Here is a 15013-nt window from a genome sequence, read left to right as displayed (position 1 = left end):
TTTTTGTATGTATCTAGGTCATGAACTGCAGTGTTGCGGGTGGGGTTATGGTGTGCTGGACTCTCCCGTGGAGGCGCGTACCACCAGCGTGGCGGCCAGCGTGGCCATGCTGGCTGGCGCGCCGGCGCCGCTGCCGTCGATGGCGGACAGCAGCCGTTCCAGCGCCTGCACGCCCAACTCGGCGATGGGCACGCGCACCGTGCTCAGGGCGGGACTGACGTACCGCGCGATGGGAATATCGTCGAAGCCGGCCACCGCCATGTCGCGCGGCACCTGCACGCCCCCCTGCGTCAGTGTCAGCAGCGCGCCGATGGCCATCATGTCGTTGGCGGCGAACAGCGCTTGCGGACGTTGGCCCGCCGGCAGCGCCAGCAGCGCGCGCCCCACCGCCTCGCCGGATGGTTCCGAGAAGTCGCCTGCAAACACGCGCGGCGCGGCGCCGGGCGCCAGTCCGGCCAGCGCCGCGTGATAGCCGCGCAGGCGTTCCTGCGCCTCGTAGTTGCCGGACGGTCCGGCGATGAAGGCGATGCGCTGGTAGCCGCAGCCCGCCAGATGGACCACCATCGCATGGGCGGCACTGTAGTTATCGACCGACAGCGCCGGATAGTGGGTGCCGCCGGCGGCGCTGTTCATCAACACGATGGGCAGTTCGTCCGGCAGGTTGTCGGACAAAAAAGCGGCGTCGACGTGCGGCGACATCACCAGCAGGCCATCGACGCGGCCGCGCATGGCGCGCAGCGCCAGCGCCGCCTCGTCGGCGTCGCCGTGCAGGCTGGAGACCATCAGGTGCAGGCCGCGCTGGCGTGCCGCGCCGTCGATACCGCGGATCATCTCCGAGAAGAACTCGCCATACAGGTCCGGCAGCAGCACGCCGATGGTGTTGGTGGTGCTGGTGGTCAGGCTGCGGGCGCCGACATGCGGCATGTAGCGCATGCGCTTGACCACCTCCAGCACGTGCTTGCGGGTGTCGTCGGTGATGCTGGCGTGGCCGTTGAGCGCGCGCGACACCGACGCCACCGACACGCCCGCCGCCTGCGCCACATCCTTGATGGTCACTGCCATAGATCGCCCTTTTTGAAAATGTAACCGGTTACATTGCTATCAAAAAATAAAACCGGCAACTTCGATAACGAATGTAACCGGTTACATTGGTGTGAAATAAAGTGTACTCGCATTTTCATGCGAGCACCAAAGCTTTTTTATAATGTTTTCACGAATTCGCGGATGCCGCCCAACAGCATTTCGATCGACATCGCGGTCAGGATCAGGCCCATCAGGCGCTCGAAGGCGGTCATCACCTGCGGGCCGAGGACTTTCTGCAGCTTTTCCGCACTGAGGAAGACCATCAGCCAGATCACGCCCACCGCCGCCAGCGCGGCCACGTGCACCAGCACTTCGCCGGTGCTTTCACGCGAGAACAGCAGCACCGTGGCCAGCGCCGATGGGCCGGCCAGCGCCGGGATCGCCAGCGGCACGATGAAGGGTTCGGCGCCATCGGCGCGGCCCAGCACGCCGTCGGGGTGCGGGAAGATCATGCGGATCGAAATCAGCAGCAGGATCACGGCGCCGCCGATGCGCAGCGACACTTCGGACAGGTGCAGCGCCGACAGGAAGTGGCGGCCGAAGAACATGAAGATCAGCAGCAGCACAAAAGCGATGCCGCATTCGCGGATGACGATGCGCGGCCGGCGCGCCACCGGCACCGGATTGAGCACGCTGGCGAACAGCGGAACGTTGCCGAAGGGGTCGGTCACCAGCAGCAGCAGGATGAAGGTCTGGAAGAAGTCTTGGGTCATGGGCGTCTGTGTAGTGGGGTTGACATTGCTTGGCTTTGACAGCATGCGGCACCCTTGAAACCCGCACACCGATAAAGCCGGGGTCTGACCCCGCAGGGGTCAGACCCCTTCGTTTGGGGGTAAAAAAAGGGAGCCGCGGCTCCCTTGTCAAAGCGGCTTAGGCGGCCGTTTCGCCTTTCTTGATCCACGCCGCCAGCTGGTGCGGACGCAGGCCGTCGTAGTCTTCGAACGGCTGGTGGATCCACGGGTTGTGCGGCAGTTCTTCCATCTGGTAGTCCGGACGGAAGGCCGAGCTGCCCTTGGTCCAGATGACGGCGGTCTTCACTTCGGTCACGCCGGTGAAGTTCTGCTTCAGGTGGTCCACCACCTTCATCAGCGTCACGCCGGAATCGGCCAGGTCGTCGATCAGCAGGATCTTGCCGCTCAGCGGGCCCTTGGTCATGGTCATGTACTTGGCGATGTCCAGGTCGCCCTGCACGGTGCCCTTGTCTTCGCGGTAGGAGCTGGTCGACAGGATCGCCAGCGGCACGTCGAAGATGCGCGAGAACACGTCGCCCGGACGCACGCCGCCGCGCGCCAGGCACAGCACCATGTCAAACTTCCAGCCGGATTCGTGCACCTTGAGCGCCAGGCGCTCGATCAGGCGATGGTATTCGTCCCAGGTGACCCAGAGGTGTTTTTCGTTCGATTGTGGGGTGGTCATATTTTTCCTTGATTACGCGAACGGGTGACGCAGCACGATCGTTTCTTCACGATCCGGACCGGTCGATACCATGTCGACCGGCACGCCGACCAACTCTTCGATACGCTTGATGTAGTTGCGGGCCGCAACCGGCAGGGCTTCCATGGTCTTGGCGCCGACGGTGCTGTCCTTCCAGCCCGGCATTTCCTCGTACACCGGCACGCAGCGCGCGGCTTCCTCGGCGCCCGACGGGAAGATGTCGACCGCTTCGCCGTCGATGGTGTAGCCGGTGCACAGCTTCAGCGTTTCCAGGCCGTCCAGCACGTCCAGCTTGGTGATGCACATGCCGGTCACGCCGTTGATCTGCACCGAGCGGCGCAGCAGCGCGGCGTCGAACCAGCCGCAGCGACGGGCGCGGCCGGTCACGGTGCCGAACTCGTGGCCCACTTGCGCCAGGTGGTGGCCCACGCCGGCGTCGGTTGGCAGTTCCGATGGGAACGGGCCCGAGCCCACGCGGGTGGTGTAGGCCTTGGTGATGCCCATGACGTAGTGCAGCATGCTCGGGCCGACGCCGGCGCCGGCGGCGGCATTGCCGGCCACGCAGTTGGACGAGGTCACGAACGGATAGGTGCCGTGGTCGACGTCCAGCAGCGAGCCTTGTGCGCCTTCGAACAGCAGGTTGGCGCCGGCCTTGTGCGCCTTGTACAGCGCGCTCGACACGTCGGTCACCATCGGGCGCAGGCGCGGCACGTAGGCCAGCGCGTCGTCCAGGGTCTTCTGGTAGTCGACCTTGGGTGCCTTCAGGTAGTTTTCCAGCACGAAGTTGTGGTAATCCAGGTTGGCTTCCAGCTTTTCGGCCAGGCGCTTTTCGTTCAGCAGGTCGGCGATACGGATGGCGCGGCGCGCCACCTTGTCTTCATAGGCCGGGCCGATGCCCTTGCCGGTGGTGCCGATCTTGGCGTCGCCGCGGGCGGCTTCGCGCGCGTGGTCCAGCGCGGCGTGGTAAGGCAGGATCACCGGCGCGGCGTCCGACACCTTCAGGCGCGAGGCGACTTCCACGCCCACCGCTTCCAGCTTGTCGATTTCGCGCAGCACGTCCGGTACCGACACCACCACACCGTTGCCGATGTAGCAGGCCACGCCCGGGCGCATGATGCCCGACGGGATCAGCTGCAGCGCAGTCTTGACGCCGCCGATCACCAGGGTGTGGCCGGCGTTGTGGCCGCCCTGGAAGCGCACCACGCCTTGCGCGTGGTCGGTCAGCCAGTCGACGATTTTGCCTTTACCTTCATCGCCCCATTGGGTGCCGATGACGACGACGTTTTTTGCGTTTTTGTTTGACATCACATTAACCTAAGTTTTTAAGAATCCAGTTACTACCATGCTCGTCGAGCACCAGCGCGCGATCGCACTCGAACTCGTCCAGTTCGTGGCTGTGACCCGGCATACTCTGGATCACCACTTCGCCGGACTTGCGCAGTTCGGCGATTTTTTCCTTCAATTCCGGCGCGTTGCCCCACGGCGCGCGGATCGAATGCTTGCGTTCCGCGGTGGGCAACAGGCGCGCCAGCTCGCGCAGGTCGAGCGAGAAGCCGGTGGCGGGACGCGCCCGGCCGAAGGCCTCGCCTACGTGATCGTAGCGGCCGCCGCGCGCCACCGCGTTCGGCAAGCCTGGCACGTACAGCGCGAACATCGCGCCGCTTTCGTACTGGTAGCCGCGCAGGTCGGCCAGGTCGATGGCCACCTGGGCGCGGCCCAGCGCCGATGCCGCCAGCGCGGCCAGTTCGGCCAGCGCCTTGGCGATGCCCGGCAGGTCCGGCAGCACCTCCCTGGCGCGCGCCAGCACCTCGACATCGCCGTACAGCGACGGCAGCGCCAACAGGGCGTCGCGCACTTGCGGCGTGTAGTTGGCCGCCAGCGCCTGCAGGTCCGGCACATCCTTGGCGCGCAAGGCAGCATGGATTTTAGCCTGATCGCGCTGGGCGGCCGGGCAATTTTCCAGCACCGCGCGCAGCACGCCGACGTGGGTCAGGTCCAGGCGCACCGCGGTGAAACCGGCCAGCGCCAGCGAGGCCAGCGCCAGTTCCTGGATTTCGGCGTCGGCCTCCAGGCCGGCGTGGCCGTACATCTCGCAGCCGATCTGCAGCGGCTCGCGGGTGGCGTGCAGACCCGACGGACGGGTGTGCAGCACGCTGCCGGCGTAGCACAGGCGCGTGACCGAGGCGCGGTTCAGCAGGTGGGCGTCGATACGCGCCACTTGCGTGGTCATGTCCGGGCGCAGGCCGAGCATGCGGCCGGACAGCTGGTCGACCAGCTTGAAGGTGCGCAGGTCGGTGTCCTCGCCGGCGCCGGTCAGCAGCGACTCCAGGTACTCCAGCAGCGGCGGCATGACCAGCTCGTAGCCGTACAGGCGGAAATTATCCAGCATCAGGCGACGCAACTCTTCAATCTTGCGCGCTTCCGACGGCAAGACGTCGGCGATATTCTCGGGCAGCAGCCAATTCTGCATGGGACTTATTTAATTAAAAAATGAACAATGCGGCGCACAGGCCTTGGCCGCTAACTGGAGGGCCGAACCTGATATTTTACGCGAAAACGCGTCTTCAGAGGGGAAAAAGATGCGAACAAGCCACCCCGCATCGGCAGCGGGCGGCGCGCCGGCCTGTGGCTGCAGGGTCAGACCCCGTACGGGGTCTGACCCTGAAGCGGAGCCTCGGGTTACTTCTTGGCTGGCGCGGCGGCGCCGCCGGCGCCGGCGCCCTTGAAGTATTTGAAGAAGTCGGAGCTTGGGTCCACCACCATCACGTCGCCATGGTTCTTGAACGTGCTGCGGTAGGCTTCCAGGCTGCGGTAGAACTTGTAGAACTCGGGGTTCTTGCCGAACGCCTCGGCGTAGATGGCCGATGCCTTGGCGTCGCCCTCGCCCTTGATTTCCTCGGATTCGCGATACGCTTCGGCCAGGATCACCGAACGCTGGCGATCGGCGTCGGCGCGGATCTTTTCGGATTCCGCCGCGCCGGTCGAACGCAGCTCGTTGGCCACGCGCAGGCGCTCGGCTTTCATGCGCTCGTACACCGAGTTGTTGATCTGCTCCACATACTCGACGCGCTTGAGGCGCACGTCGATGATCTCGACGCCGATCTGCGCGGCTTCCTGCACCACCTTGGCGCGAATGCCCTCCATCACCTTGCCGCGCTGGCCGGAGATCACCTCGGCCACGGTGCGCTTGGTGATTTCCTCGTTCAGCGCCGCCTTGATGATCTGCGACATGCGGTCGCGCGCGCGGCTCTCGTCGCCGCCAAAGGTGACGTAGTACAGCTTGGGCTGCGCCTCGCCGCGGCCGATGCGCCATTTGACGAAGCTGTCCACCAGGATGTTCATCTTCTCGGCGGTGATGAAGCGCTCGGCGTCCGGCGATTCGATCGTCATGATGCGGTTATCCAGCAACAGCACGTTCTGGAACGGCGGCGGCAGCTTGAAGTGCAGGCCCGGCTCGCGGATCACTTCCTTGATCTGGCCCAGCGCGAACACGATCGCATACTTGCGCTGGTCGACCACGAACACGGTCGACGACAGCAGCATCAGCGCGATGAACGCCAGGACAACGGTACTAGCTATGCGATTCATTAACGGCTCTCCCGTTCACGTAAGGACTCGCGCGAGCGCTGGTCGCGCTGGCGGTTGACTTCCACCGACGGCATCAGGTCGGACGGCAGCGTGGGGTTGACCGCTGGCGGCGTGCCGGCGGCGGCCTGCGCGGCGGCGCGCGCGGCGGCGGCTTGGGCGTCGGTGGCGGCGGCCTGCTGGATCAGTTTATCCAGCGGCAAATACAGCAGGTTGCTGCCGTTCTTGGCGTCCACCATTACCTTGGAGGTGTTGGCGAAGATCTGCTGCATGGTGTCCAGGTACATGCGGTCGCGGGTCACGGCCGGCGCCTTCTGGTACTCCACCAGCACCTGCTTGAAGCGCGAGGCGTTACCGGTGGCGTTTTCCACCACCTGAGAACGATAGCCCTCGGCTTCCTGCAACAGGCGCGAGGCGGCGCCGCGCGCGGTCGGGATCACCTGGTTGGCGTAGGCCTGGCCCTCGTTCTTCTGGCGCTCGCGGTCCTGGCCGGCCTTGACGGCGTCGTCAAACGCCACCTGCACCTGCTCCGGCGGCTGCACCGCCTGCAGCGTGACGCTGGACACCAGCACGCCGGAGGCGTAGCGGTCCAGGATCTGCTGCATCAGCTGCTGGGTTTCGAAGGCGACCTTGTCGCGGCCCTCGTACAGCACGAAGTCCATCTTGTTCTTGCCGACGATTTCGCGGATCGAGGTCTCGGCGACCTGGCGCACGGTGTCTTCCTCGTCGCGGTTGTTCATCAGCCACGCCACCGGGTCCTTCAGCTTGAACTGCACGGCGAACTGGATGTCGATGATGTTCTCGTCATCGGTCAGCATCAGCGATTCGCGCGCCTGCTTGTTCTTGATATTGCCACGGTAGCCGATTTCCACCATGCGCATCTGCGACACCTTAACCGTCTCGTCGCTCTGGAACGGGTACGGCCAGCGCCAGTTGAAACCGGAGCCGGTGGTGTGGCTGACTTTGCCGAAGGTGTAGACCACGCCGGTCTGGCCTTCCTGCACGATGAACGAACCGCTGGCGAGCCAGATCAGCGCCACCACGGCGCCGATGGCGCCGGCCGTGGCGCGCACGCCGCCGGTGATGTCGGGACGATTGCCGCCGTCGCCGCCGCCGTTGTTGTCGTTGTTATTGTTGTTGGGCGGACGCTTCTGGCCAAACAGGTTGTTCAGCTTCTGGTTGAAGTCGCGCCACAGCTGTTCCATGTCTGGCGGGCCCTCGCCGGGCTTCTTGCCTTCATTGGCTTGCGGCTTGTTGTCCTTCCCCCAGCGGGGGTCGTTCAGCGACAGCTTCAGGCCGAATCGTTTCATAAGTGAGGAGACACGCATTAGTGTGATCCAACGTCAGTAAGGGTGGGACTGCTCTCTACTTCCAATTCTTCTAATTCTTCTGATTCTTCTTGTTGCGCGTCGTAGGTCGGATGCAGGCGCGCGTTGGGCGCGGCCTTGGCCCATTCGGTGATGGCGTCGCGCAGCAGGTCCAGTCCTTCCCCGGTGCGGGCACTGAGGAAGACGCGAGAAATCTTATCATACTCATCTCGCTCAACGGACGGTTCCAGCCCCGCCGCGTCGATCTTGTTCCACACCAGGATCTGCGGGATGTGATCGGCGCCGATCTCCTGCAACACCAGGTTGACCTGCTCGATCTGCTCCATGCGCACCGGCGACGCGGCGTCCACCACGTGCAGCAGCAGATCGGCGTGGATGGTCTCCTCCAGCGTGGCGCGGAACGCCGCCACCAGCTGGTGCGGCAGCTCGCGCACGAAGCCGACGGTGTCCGACAGGACCACGTGGCCGACTTCCTCGTTCATGTAGACGCGGCGCGAGGTCGTGTCCAGCGTGGCGAACAACTGGTCGGCGGCATACACGCCGGCCTTGGTCACCGCGTTGAACAGCGTCGACTTGCCGGCATTGGTGTAGCCCACCAGCGAGATCGAGAAGGTCTGGGTGCGGTTGCGCGAACGGCGCTGGGTCTCGTGCTGCTTGCGCAGCTTGGCCAGGCGCGAACGCAGCATTTTCACGCGCTCGCCGATCAGCCGGCGGTCGGTTTCCAGCTGCGTTTCGCCGGGGCCGCGCAGGCCGATACCACCCTTCTGCCGTTCCAGGTGGGTCCAGCCGCGTATTAATCGGGTGGCAAGGTGCTGCAACTGCGCCAGCTCGACCTGCAACTTGCCCTCGTGGCTTTTCGCGCGCTGGGCAAAGATGTCGAGAATCAGGCTGGTCCGGTCCAGCACCCGGATGTTCAGGCGCTTTTCCAGATTGCGTTGCTGCGCCGGCGACAGCGCGTGGTTGAAGATGACGATTTCGATGCGGTCCGCCAGCACGGCCTGGCCGATTTCGTCCGCCTTGCCGCTGCCGACGAAATAAGCCGCGTCCGGGGCCGAACGCCGGGCCGTGATGACCGTCACCGGCTCCGCCCCCGCCGAGCGGGCCAGCAGATTCAGTTCCTCGACGCTGGCGGCAAAGTCGCCCTGGCCAAAATCGATACCGACTAGAGCTGCGCGCATACGACGGTCAGGCTAAGTGAAAAAAAGCGATGCTGCAAATGCTTATTCCGCTTCGTTTTCGATATTGAGGTTGACGGCGCGCGCCGGTACCACGGTGGAGATGGCGTGCTTGTAGACCATCTGGGTCACGGTGTTACGCAGCAGTACGACGTACTGGTCGAACGATTCGATATGGCCTTGCAGCTTGATGCCGTTGACCAGATAAATCGATACAGGAACATGCTCCTTGCGCAAGGCATTCAGGAATGGGTCTTGTAACAGTTGCCCTTTATTGCTCATAACAGCTCCATTTTATGTTGTTGTGTTGGAAGTGGAGGCGAAACGCTTGATTTCAAGTACGTGGCCCAGCGAAAACTCATCCAAAAGTCAAACTATTTTCGCTGAAACACCGCTCGCCACGTAAAAAGTGGTGCTTCTAAGCCACTGTAACCTGTTTTTGTTTTTTTTGCAGGGAGTTCCTGCAAAAAAACGCGAAAAAATTGTGTCATGCCGGCGCCAGCCGGAATGCATCGAACGCGGACCGGTGATGCGCCGCATGGATTCCGGCTTGCGCCGGAATGACGTCGCTGAACACCGCGTGATGCCGGCGCCCGACGACGTCACTTTTCGGAGGATTTGGCGAACGGATTCTTGCCGGTCCGCAGTTCGATCCGCAGCGGGGTCCCTACCAGATTGAACGTGTCGCGGAAGTGCTTTTCCAGATAGCGCTTGTACGGCTCGCTGATGGCGTCCAGCGCGTTGCCGTGGATGACGATCACCGGTGGATTCATGCCGCCCTGGTGGGCGTAACGCATCTTCGGACGGATCGAACCCTTGCGCTTCGGCTCCTGCTTCTCCACCGCCTCGATCAGCGCGCGGGTCAGCTTGGGCGTCGACAGGTCGGCGAAGGCGGCGGCATAGGCCGCGTCCAGCGACTTCATCAGCGGGCCGATGCCCTGCCCCTTCAGCGCCGAGATGAAGTGCATCTTGGCGAAGCCGAGGAAGTCCAGCTTGCGGTCGATGTCGATCTTGATCTCGTCGCGGCGCCACGATTCCAGGCCGTCCCACTTGTTGACGGCGATCACCAGCGCGCGGCCGGTTTCCAGCACGAAGCCGGCGATGTGGGCGTCCTGCTCGGAGATGTCCTGCTGCGCGTCCAGCATCAGCACCACCACGTTGGCTTCCGAGATCGATTGCAGCGTCTTCACCACCGAGAACTTCTCGATGGCCTCGAACACCTTGCCGCGGCGGCGGATGCCGGCGGTGTCGATCAGCGTGTACTTCTTGCCGTCGCGTTCAAATGGAATCTCGATCGAGTCGCGGGTGGTGCCCGGCATGTCGAAGGCGATCACGCGCTCTTCGCCGACCAGGGTGTTGATCAGCGTCGACTTGCCGACGTTGGGCCGGCCCACCAGCGCGATCTTGACGCCGCGGTCGGTCTTCTCCAGCTCTTCCGGGTCTTCCGGACGCTGCTCGAAGGCGGTGTCCAGCGCCAGCTCCACCAGGTCGGCCACGCCGTCGCCGTGGGCGGACGAAATGACAGCCGGTTCGCCCAGTCCCAGTTCATAGAAGTCCGCCACCACCGCGGTGTAGCGCATGCCCTCCGATTTATTCACGACCAGGATCACCGGACGGCCGCTCTTGCGCAGGAAGTCGGTGATGGTCTTGTCGTGCGGCGTCAGGCCCTGGCGGCCGTCGACCAGGAAGACCACGACGTCGGCTTCGGCCACGGCCTGCTTGGTCTGCTTGGCCATCTGGTGGAGGATGCCTTCCTTGGCCACCGGCTCAAAGCCGCCGGTGTCAATGACCAGGAAGGGACGTTCGCCGACACGGCCCTCGCCATAGTGACGATCGCGCGTCAACCCAGGCAAGTCCGCCACCAGCGCATCGCGCGAGCGGGTCAGACGATTGAACAAGGTCGATTTCCCAACGTTGGGTCGACCCACTAATGCGATTACCGGCTTCATTTTTTACTCGACCGCAAATGCGGTCACTGTCCCTGATTGGGTTTGGAAAATCAAATTCGTGCCAGCGATGACCGGATCAGCGTTGATCGCGCTGCCGTCGGTCGCCACACGACCAATAAATGCGCCATCTTCCCGCGACAGGAAGTGCACATAGCCCTGGTAGTCGCCCACCGCCACCGCGCGGCCGTACGACACGGGGGTCGACAGCACGCGGTAGGACAGTTTGTCGTTCTTCCAGGCGTTGGCGCCGTTTTCACGGCTGAATGCGGACACCGCGCCCTTGTCGTCCGAGACGAACACGAAACGCTGGTCCACCGCCACGCCCTTGTCGGACGAAGCGGCCTTGCTCCACTTTGGCGCGCCGGTGGCGACGTCGAAGCAGGCGACGCGGCCTTGGTACGACACCGCGCAAATATCTTTTTCAAAAATCACCGGCGTGCCGGCGATGTCGGTCACGCGCTCCAGCTCCGTGGCGCCGCGCGGCTCGCCCACCACCACCTCGAAGCGCTGCTGGCCGGCGGCCAGCGCCAGCGCCAGCAGCTTGCCGCCCGGCTGGGCGATGTAGGCGTTGGGCGGCGCGATCACCATGCCCGGCGCGTTGCGCAGCGTCAGGGCCGGCGTGTTGCGGGTAACGTTCCACTTCTTCTCGCCGGTCTTGGCGTCGTAGCCGGTGATGATGTTGTCGACGCTGCGCACCACCACCAGGCCACCGCCGGCTTGCGGCGACGACAGCACCTCGCTGGTGGCCTGCGCCTTCCACAGCTGCTTGCCGTTGATGTCGTAGGCCAGCACCTTGCCCTTGGCGCCGCCGACCACCACCACCTCGCCGTCACTGCCGACGCCGGCCGTCAGGTCGGTGCCGGTCTTGACGCGCCAGATTTCCTTGCCGGTGGCCGCGTTCAGGCGCACCAGCACGCCGTCGGCGTCGGCCACGTAGACGCTGTCGCCCACCACGGCCGGCGTGAAGACGGCGTTGCCGGCCTTGCCGACCGAGTACTTCCACGCCACGCGCGGCGTCAGCGAGGCGTTTTTCAATTCCACCAGCGGCGCCGGCTGGTTCTTGGTTTCTTTGGATCCGAACAAGGAACAACCGGCCAACATCGCAAACACGCTTGCTGCAACAACTTTTTCGGTAATACGCATAATTTATAAGCCTTGATCGTTACGAGTCGGTTTACGCTGCGCCTTTGGCGGCTGGCACGGAGCCGCCGATCGCTTCGAGTTTCAGCTGGATCAGTTGACGGCCAGGGTTGTTCTTGTCGGTGGCGTCCAGCGCGGCCTGATAGGCGGCGCGGGCTTCGGCCAGCTTGTTCTGCGCGGCCAGGATGTCGCCCTTGCGGTCGGCAACGGCACCGGCAAACTGCGCCGGCACATCGCCTTCCAGCGCCTTCAGCGCTTCCGGGTAGGCTTTTTCATCCAGCAGCACGCCGGCCAGGCGGATCTTGGCCACCGCCTTGAACTCGTCGGCGCCGTGGTCGGCGGCCCACTGCAGCTGGGCCTTGGCCGATTTCAGGTCATTGGCGTCGAACGAGCTCTTGGCGGCGACCAGCGCGGCCATGGCGCCGTAGGCGGTGCCGCCGAATTTGCTTTCGATGTCGCCGGCCGCGCGCAGCGCCTTGGCGTTGTCCTTGGCTTCCACGGCGGTCTGCAGCTCGTTGTACAGCGCCGACGCCTGCTGCGCCTGGTCACGTTCACGGAACTTCCAGTAGGTGTAGCCGGAATACGCCGCCAGCGCGGCGATCAGCACCCAGGTGGTGGCGTTGCCGTACTTGTCCCACCACGCTTTGAGGGACGCCAGTTGTTCTTGTTCTTCAAGATCGTATGCCATGGTATTGGTCTGCCGTTATCGTTGGTTGAATTAGTGGTTGCAGTGCTCGTCGTGCACGTGGTGGTGGTGGTCGCCGCTGTCGGTGATCTGGTCCACCACGAAGTCGACGACGTCGTCGAACGGCACCGTGGTCTGCTGCTGCTCGCCCTCGGCCGCGCGCATCGCCTTGACGGCGGCGGTGTTGTTGCTCACTTCGTCCTCGCCGATGATGACGGCGAACGACGCGCCGCTGCCATCGGCCTTCTTCATCTGCGACTTGAAGCTGCCCGCACCGGCGGCGGTGGAGCCGTGCATGATCACATCCAGGCCGGCGTCGCGCAGGCGCTCGCCCAGCACGAAGGCCTGCAACTGCGCCGCTTCACCCTGGTGCACCAGGTAGACGTCGCACTGGTTGGGCGCGTCCGGCTCGCCGGCTTCCTTCATCAGCTCCAGCAGGCGCTCGATGCCCATGGCGAAACCGACGGCCGGCGTCGGCTTGCCGCCAAACGAGGCGATCAGCGGATCGTAACGGCCGCCGGCGCACACCGTGCCCTGCGAGCCCAGGGCGTCGGTCACCCATTCGAACACGGTGCGGTTGTAGTAATCCAGGCCGCGCACCAGGCGCGTGTTGATCACGTACTGCACGTTGGCGTGATCCAGGATCTTGCGCACGCCGTTGAAGTGGGCCAGCGATTCCTCGCCCAGGTAGTCCATCAGCTTGGGCGCGGCGTTGACCAGGTCCTGCAGCGCCGGGTTCTTGGTGTCCAGGATGCGCAGCGGGTTGGTGTGCAGGCGGCGCTTGGCTTCGGCGTCCAGCTGGTCCTCGTGTTTTTCCAGGTAGGCGATCAGATCGACGCGGTGGCGCGCGCGCTCCTCGGCGTCGCCGATCGAGTTGATCTCCAGGCGGATCTCCGGCAGGCCCAGGTCATCCCACAGGCGGCGGCACATGATGATCATTTCCGCGTCCACGTCCGGACCGGAGAAGCCCACGGCCTCGCAGCCGAACTGGTAGAACTGGCGATAGCGGCCGCGCTGCGGACGCTCGTGGCGGAACATCGGGCCGGTGTACCACAGGCGCTTCGGGCCTTCGTAGACCAGGTTATGTTCGATGACCGCGCGCACCGCGCCGGCCGTGCCTTCCGGGCGCAGCGTCAACTGGTCGCCGTTCATCGAGTCCTCGAAGGAGTACATTTCCTTCTCGACGATGTCGGTCACGGCGCCGATGGCGCGCTTGAACAGCGCGGTGTCTTCCACGATCGGCGTGCGGATCTGCTGGAAGCCATAGCTCTGCACCACCGACTGCGCGGTGTTCTCGAACAGCTGCCACAGGTGCGAGTCCTGCGGCAGGATGTCGTTCATGCCTTTGACGGCGACGATTTTTTCAGTTTTAGACATATTCTTTGCTGTAGTTCTTCTTCACGTAATTCAGTACGATTTCCTGGAATTCCTCGACGATGCGCTCACCGCGCAGCGTGGCCACCTTGGCGCCGTCAACGAACACCGGCGCCGCCGGCGATTCGCCGGTGCCCGGCAGGCTGATGCCGATGTTGGCGTGCTTCGATTCGCCCGGACCGTTGACGATGCAGCCCATCACGGCCACGTTCATCGCTTCTACGCCCGGATACAGCTTTTTCCACTCCGGCATCTGGTCGCGCAGGAAGGTCTGGATGTTGTCCGCCAGTTCCTGGAAGGTGGTGGACGTGGTGCGGCCGCAGCCCGGGCAGGCGATCACCATCGGCGTGAACTTGCGCAGGCCCATGGTCTGCAGGATCTCCTGGCCGACCACCACTTCCTTGGTGCGGTCGCCGCCCGGCTCCGGCGTCAGCGAGATGCGGATGGTGTCGCCGATGCCCTCCTGCAGCAGCACCGACAGCGCCGCCGTCGAGGCGACGATGCCCTTGCTGCCCATGCCGGCCTCGGTCAGGCCGAGATGCAGCGGGTAGTCGCAGCGCTTGCCCAGTTCGCGGTAGACGGCGATCAGATCCTGCACGCCCGAGACCTTGCACGACAGGATGATCTTGTCGCGCGCCAGGCCCAGTTCCTCGGCGCGCTGCGCGTTCTCGATGGCCGAGGTGATCAGCGCCTCATACATCACCTGCTGCGCGGTCCATGGATTGTCGCGCACGGCGTTTTCGTCCATGATGCGCGCCAGCAGCGCCTGATCCAGGCTGCCCCAGTTGACGCCGATGCGCACCGGCTTGTCGTGGCGCGCCGCCACTTCGATCATCTGCGCGAACTGGGTGTCGCGCTTGGCGCCCTTGCCGACGTTGCCCGGATTGATGCGGTACTTGGACAGCGCCTTGGCGCACTCCGGATAGTCCTGCAACAGCGTGTGGCCGTTGTAGTGGAAGTCGCCGACCAGCGGCACGTCGACGCCCATCTTGTCCAGCTGATCGCGGATGTACGGAATCGCTTCGGCCGATTCCGGACGGTCCACGGTCAGGCGCACCAGTTCCGAGCCGGCGCGCGCCAGGTCGCGGATCTGGATCGCGGTTTCGATGGCGTTGGCGGTGTCGGTGTTGGTCATCGACTGCACCACCACCGGCGCGTCGCCGCCGACCCAGATTTTGCGCTCGCCGTGCTGGATCAGCACGCGGCGGCTGGCGCGGCGGTCGGCTGGTCCCGATGGAATAGCAGTTTGCGTCATGATGT

14 protein-coding genes are annotated in these 15013 nt (G+C 64.3%); all 14 read right to left on the bottom strand.

What is annotated here, in order from left to right; genetic code table 11:
* Positions 1–45: 45 nt before the first annotated feature.
* Positions 46–1062: a LacI family DNA-binding transcriptional regulator gene (locus FHW58_RS01080; RefSeq protein WP_179671251.1), complete on the bottom strand. Its 1017-nt coding sequence runs from the start codon at positions 1060–1062 to the stop codon at positions 46–48.
* 137 nt (positions 1063–1199) lie between these two features.
* Positions 1200–1796: a MarC family protein gene (locus FHW58_RS01075; protein ID WP_179671250.1), complete on the bottom strand. Its 597-nt coding sequence runs from the start codon at positions 1794–1796 to the stop codon at positions 1200–1202.
* 157 nt (positions 1797–1953) lie between these two features.
* Positions 1954–2499: a phosphoribosyltransferase gene (locus FHW58_RS01070; RefSeq protein WP_179671249.1), complete on the bottom strand. Its 546-nt coding sequence runs from the start codon at positions 2497–2499 to the stop codon at positions 1954–1956.
* Between the two features lie 12 nt (positions 2500–2511).
* Positions 2512–3822, bottom strand: a complete 1311-nt coding sequence (locus FHW58_RS01065) for an adenylosuccinate synthase (protein ID WP_179671248.1) — start codon at positions 3820–3822, stop codon at positions 2512–2514.
* A gap of 4 nt (positions 3823–3826) precedes the next feature.
* Positions 3827–4987: an ATP phosphoribosyltransferase regulatory subunit gene (locus FHW58_RS01060; protein WP_179671247.1), complete on the bottom strand. Its 1161-nt coding sequence runs from the start codon at positions 4985–4987 to the stop codon at positions 3827–3829.
* A gap of 209 nt (positions 4988–5196) precedes the next feature.
* On the bottom strand, positions 5197–6105 hold the full coding sequence (gene hflC / locus FHW58_RS01055) for a protease modulator HflC (RefSeq protein ID WP_179671246.1): 909 nt from the start codon (positions 6103–6105) through the stop codon (positions 5197–5199).
* Positions 6105–7412 carry an FtsH protease activity modulator HflK gene (hflK, locus tag FHW58_RS01050; RefSeq protein ID WP_229265008.1) on the bottom strand — a complete coding sequence of 436 codons (1308 nt, stop codon included), beginning with the start codon at positions 7410–7412 and terminating at the stop codon, positions 6105–6107. Before hflK ends, hflC begins: the two co-directional genes overlap by 1 nt.
* 17 nt (positions 7413–7429) lie before the next feature.
* Positions 7430–8608, bottom strand: coding sequence for a GTPase HflX (gene hflX / locus FHW58_RS01045; RefSeq protein WP_179671244.1), 1179 nt, complete (start codon positions 8606–8608; stop codon positions 7430–7432).
* A gap of 42 nt (positions 8609–8650) precedes the next feature.
* On the bottom strand, positions 8651–8887 hold the full coding sequence (gene hfq, locus FHW58_RS01040; RefSeq protein ID WP_072780809.1) for an RNA chaperone Hfq: 237 nt from the start codon (positions 8885–8887) through the stop codon (positions 8651–8653).
* Positions 8888–9207: 320 nt separating this feature from the next.
* Positions 9208–10554 (bottom strand): ribosome biogenesis GTPase Der, encoded by a 1347-nt coding sequence (der, locus tag FHW58_RS01035; protein WP_179671243.1) that lies wholly within the window; start codon positions 10552–10554, stop codon positions 9208–9210.
* Positions 10555–10557: 3 nt separating this feature from the next.
* Entirely contained in the window at positions 10558–11697 is a 1140-nt protein-coding gene (bamB, locus tag FHW58_RS01030; RefSeq protein ID WP_179671242.1) for an outer membrane protein assembly factor BamB, read from the bottom strand.
* 31 nt (positions 11698–11728) lie between these two features.
* On the bottom strand, positions 11729–12382 hold the full coding sequence (locus FHW58_RS01025) for a tetratricopeptide repeat protein (RefSeq protein ID WP_179671241.1): 654 nt from the start codon (positions 12380–12382) through the stop codon (positions 11729–11731).
* A gap of 30 nt (positions 12383–12412) precedes the next feature.
* Positions 12413–13756: a histidine--tRNA ligase gene (gene hisS, locus FHW58_RS01020; RefSeq protein ID WP_179671240.1), complete on the bottom strand. Its 1344-nt coding sequence runs from the start codon at positions 13754–13756 to the stop codon at positions 12413–12415.
* Positions 13749–15008, bottom strand: a complete 1260-nt coding sequence (gene ispG, locus FHW58_RS01015; RefSeq protein ID WP_179671239.1) for a flavodoxin-dependent (E)-4-hydroxy-3-methylbut-2-enyl-diphosphate synthase — start codon at positions 15006–15008, stop codon at positions 13749–13751. The genes hisS and ispG overlap by 8 nt, the downstream gene beginning before the upstream one ends.
* Positions 15009–15013: the final 5 nt, after the last annotated feature.

It is taken from the genome of Duganella sp. 1224, from assembly GCF_013408245.1.
Lineage (GTDB): Bacteria > Pseudomonadota > Gammaproteobacteria > Burkholderiales > Burkholderiaceae_D > Rugamonas.
This window is presented reverse-complemented; position numbering and strand designations above follow the sequence as displayed.

What these genes read in the sequence shown, in the direction of transcription:
- FHW58_RS01080 (WP_179671251.1), bottom strand. Translation starts at nt 1,062, where the DNA reads ATGGCAGTGACCATCAAGGATGTGGCGCAGGCGGCGGGCGTGTCGGTG.
- FHW58_RS01075 (WP_179671250.1), bottom strand. Translation starts at nt 1,796, where the DNA reads ATGACCCAAGACTTCTTCCAGACCTTCATCCTGCTGCTGCTGGTGACC.
- FHW58_RS01070 (WP_179671249.1), bottom strand. Translation starts at nt 2,499, where the DNA reads ATGACCACCCCACAATCGAACGAAAAACACCTCTGGGTCACCTGGGAC.
- FHW58_RS01065 (WP_179671248.1), bottom strand. Translation starts at nt 3,822, where the DNA reads ATGTCAAACAAAAACGCAAAAAACGTCGTCGTCATCGGCACCCAATGG.
- FHW58_RS01060 (WP_179671247.1), bottom strand. Translation starts at nt 4,987, where the DNA reads ATGCAGAATTGGCTGCTGCCCGAGAATATCGCCGACGTCTTGCCGTCG.
- hflC (WP_179671246.1), bottom strand. Translation starts at nt 6,105, where the DNA reads ATGAATCGCATAGCTAGTACCGTTGTCCTGGCGTTCATCGCGCTGATG.
- hflK (WP_229265008.1), bottom strand. Translation starts at nt 7,412, where the DNA reads ATGAAACGATTCGGCCTGAAGCTGTCGCTGAACGACCCCCGCTGGGGG.
- hflX (WP_179671244.1), bottom strand. Translation starts at nt 8,608, where the DNA reads ATGCGCGCAGCTCTAGTCGGTATCGATTTTGGCCAGGGCGACTTTGCC.
- hfq (WP_072780809.1), bottom strand. Translation starts at nt 8,887, where the DNA reads ATGAGCAATAAAGGGCAACTGTTACAAGACCCATTCCTGAATGCCTTG.
- der (WP_179671243.1), bottom strand. Translation starts at nt 10,554, where the DNA reads ATGAAGCCGGTAATCGCATTAGTGGGTCGACCCAACGTTGGGAAATCG.
- bamB (WP_179671242.1), bottom strand. Translation starts at nt 11,697, where the DNA reads ATGCGTATTACCGAAAAAGTTGTTGCAGCAAGCGTGTTTGCGATGTTG.
- FHW58_RS01025 (WP_179671241.1), bottom strand. Translation starts at nt 12,382, where the DNA reads ATGGCATACGATCTTGAAGAACAAGAACAACTGGCGTCCCTCAAAGCG.
- hisS (WP_179671240.1), bottom strand. Translation starts at nt 13,756, where the DNA reads ATGTCTAAAACTGAAAAAATCGTCGCCGTCAAAGGCATGAACGACATC.
- ispG (WP_179671239.1), bottom strand. Translation starts at nt 15,008, where the DNA reads ATGACGCAAACTGCTATTCCATCGGGACCAGCCGACCGCCGCGCCAGC.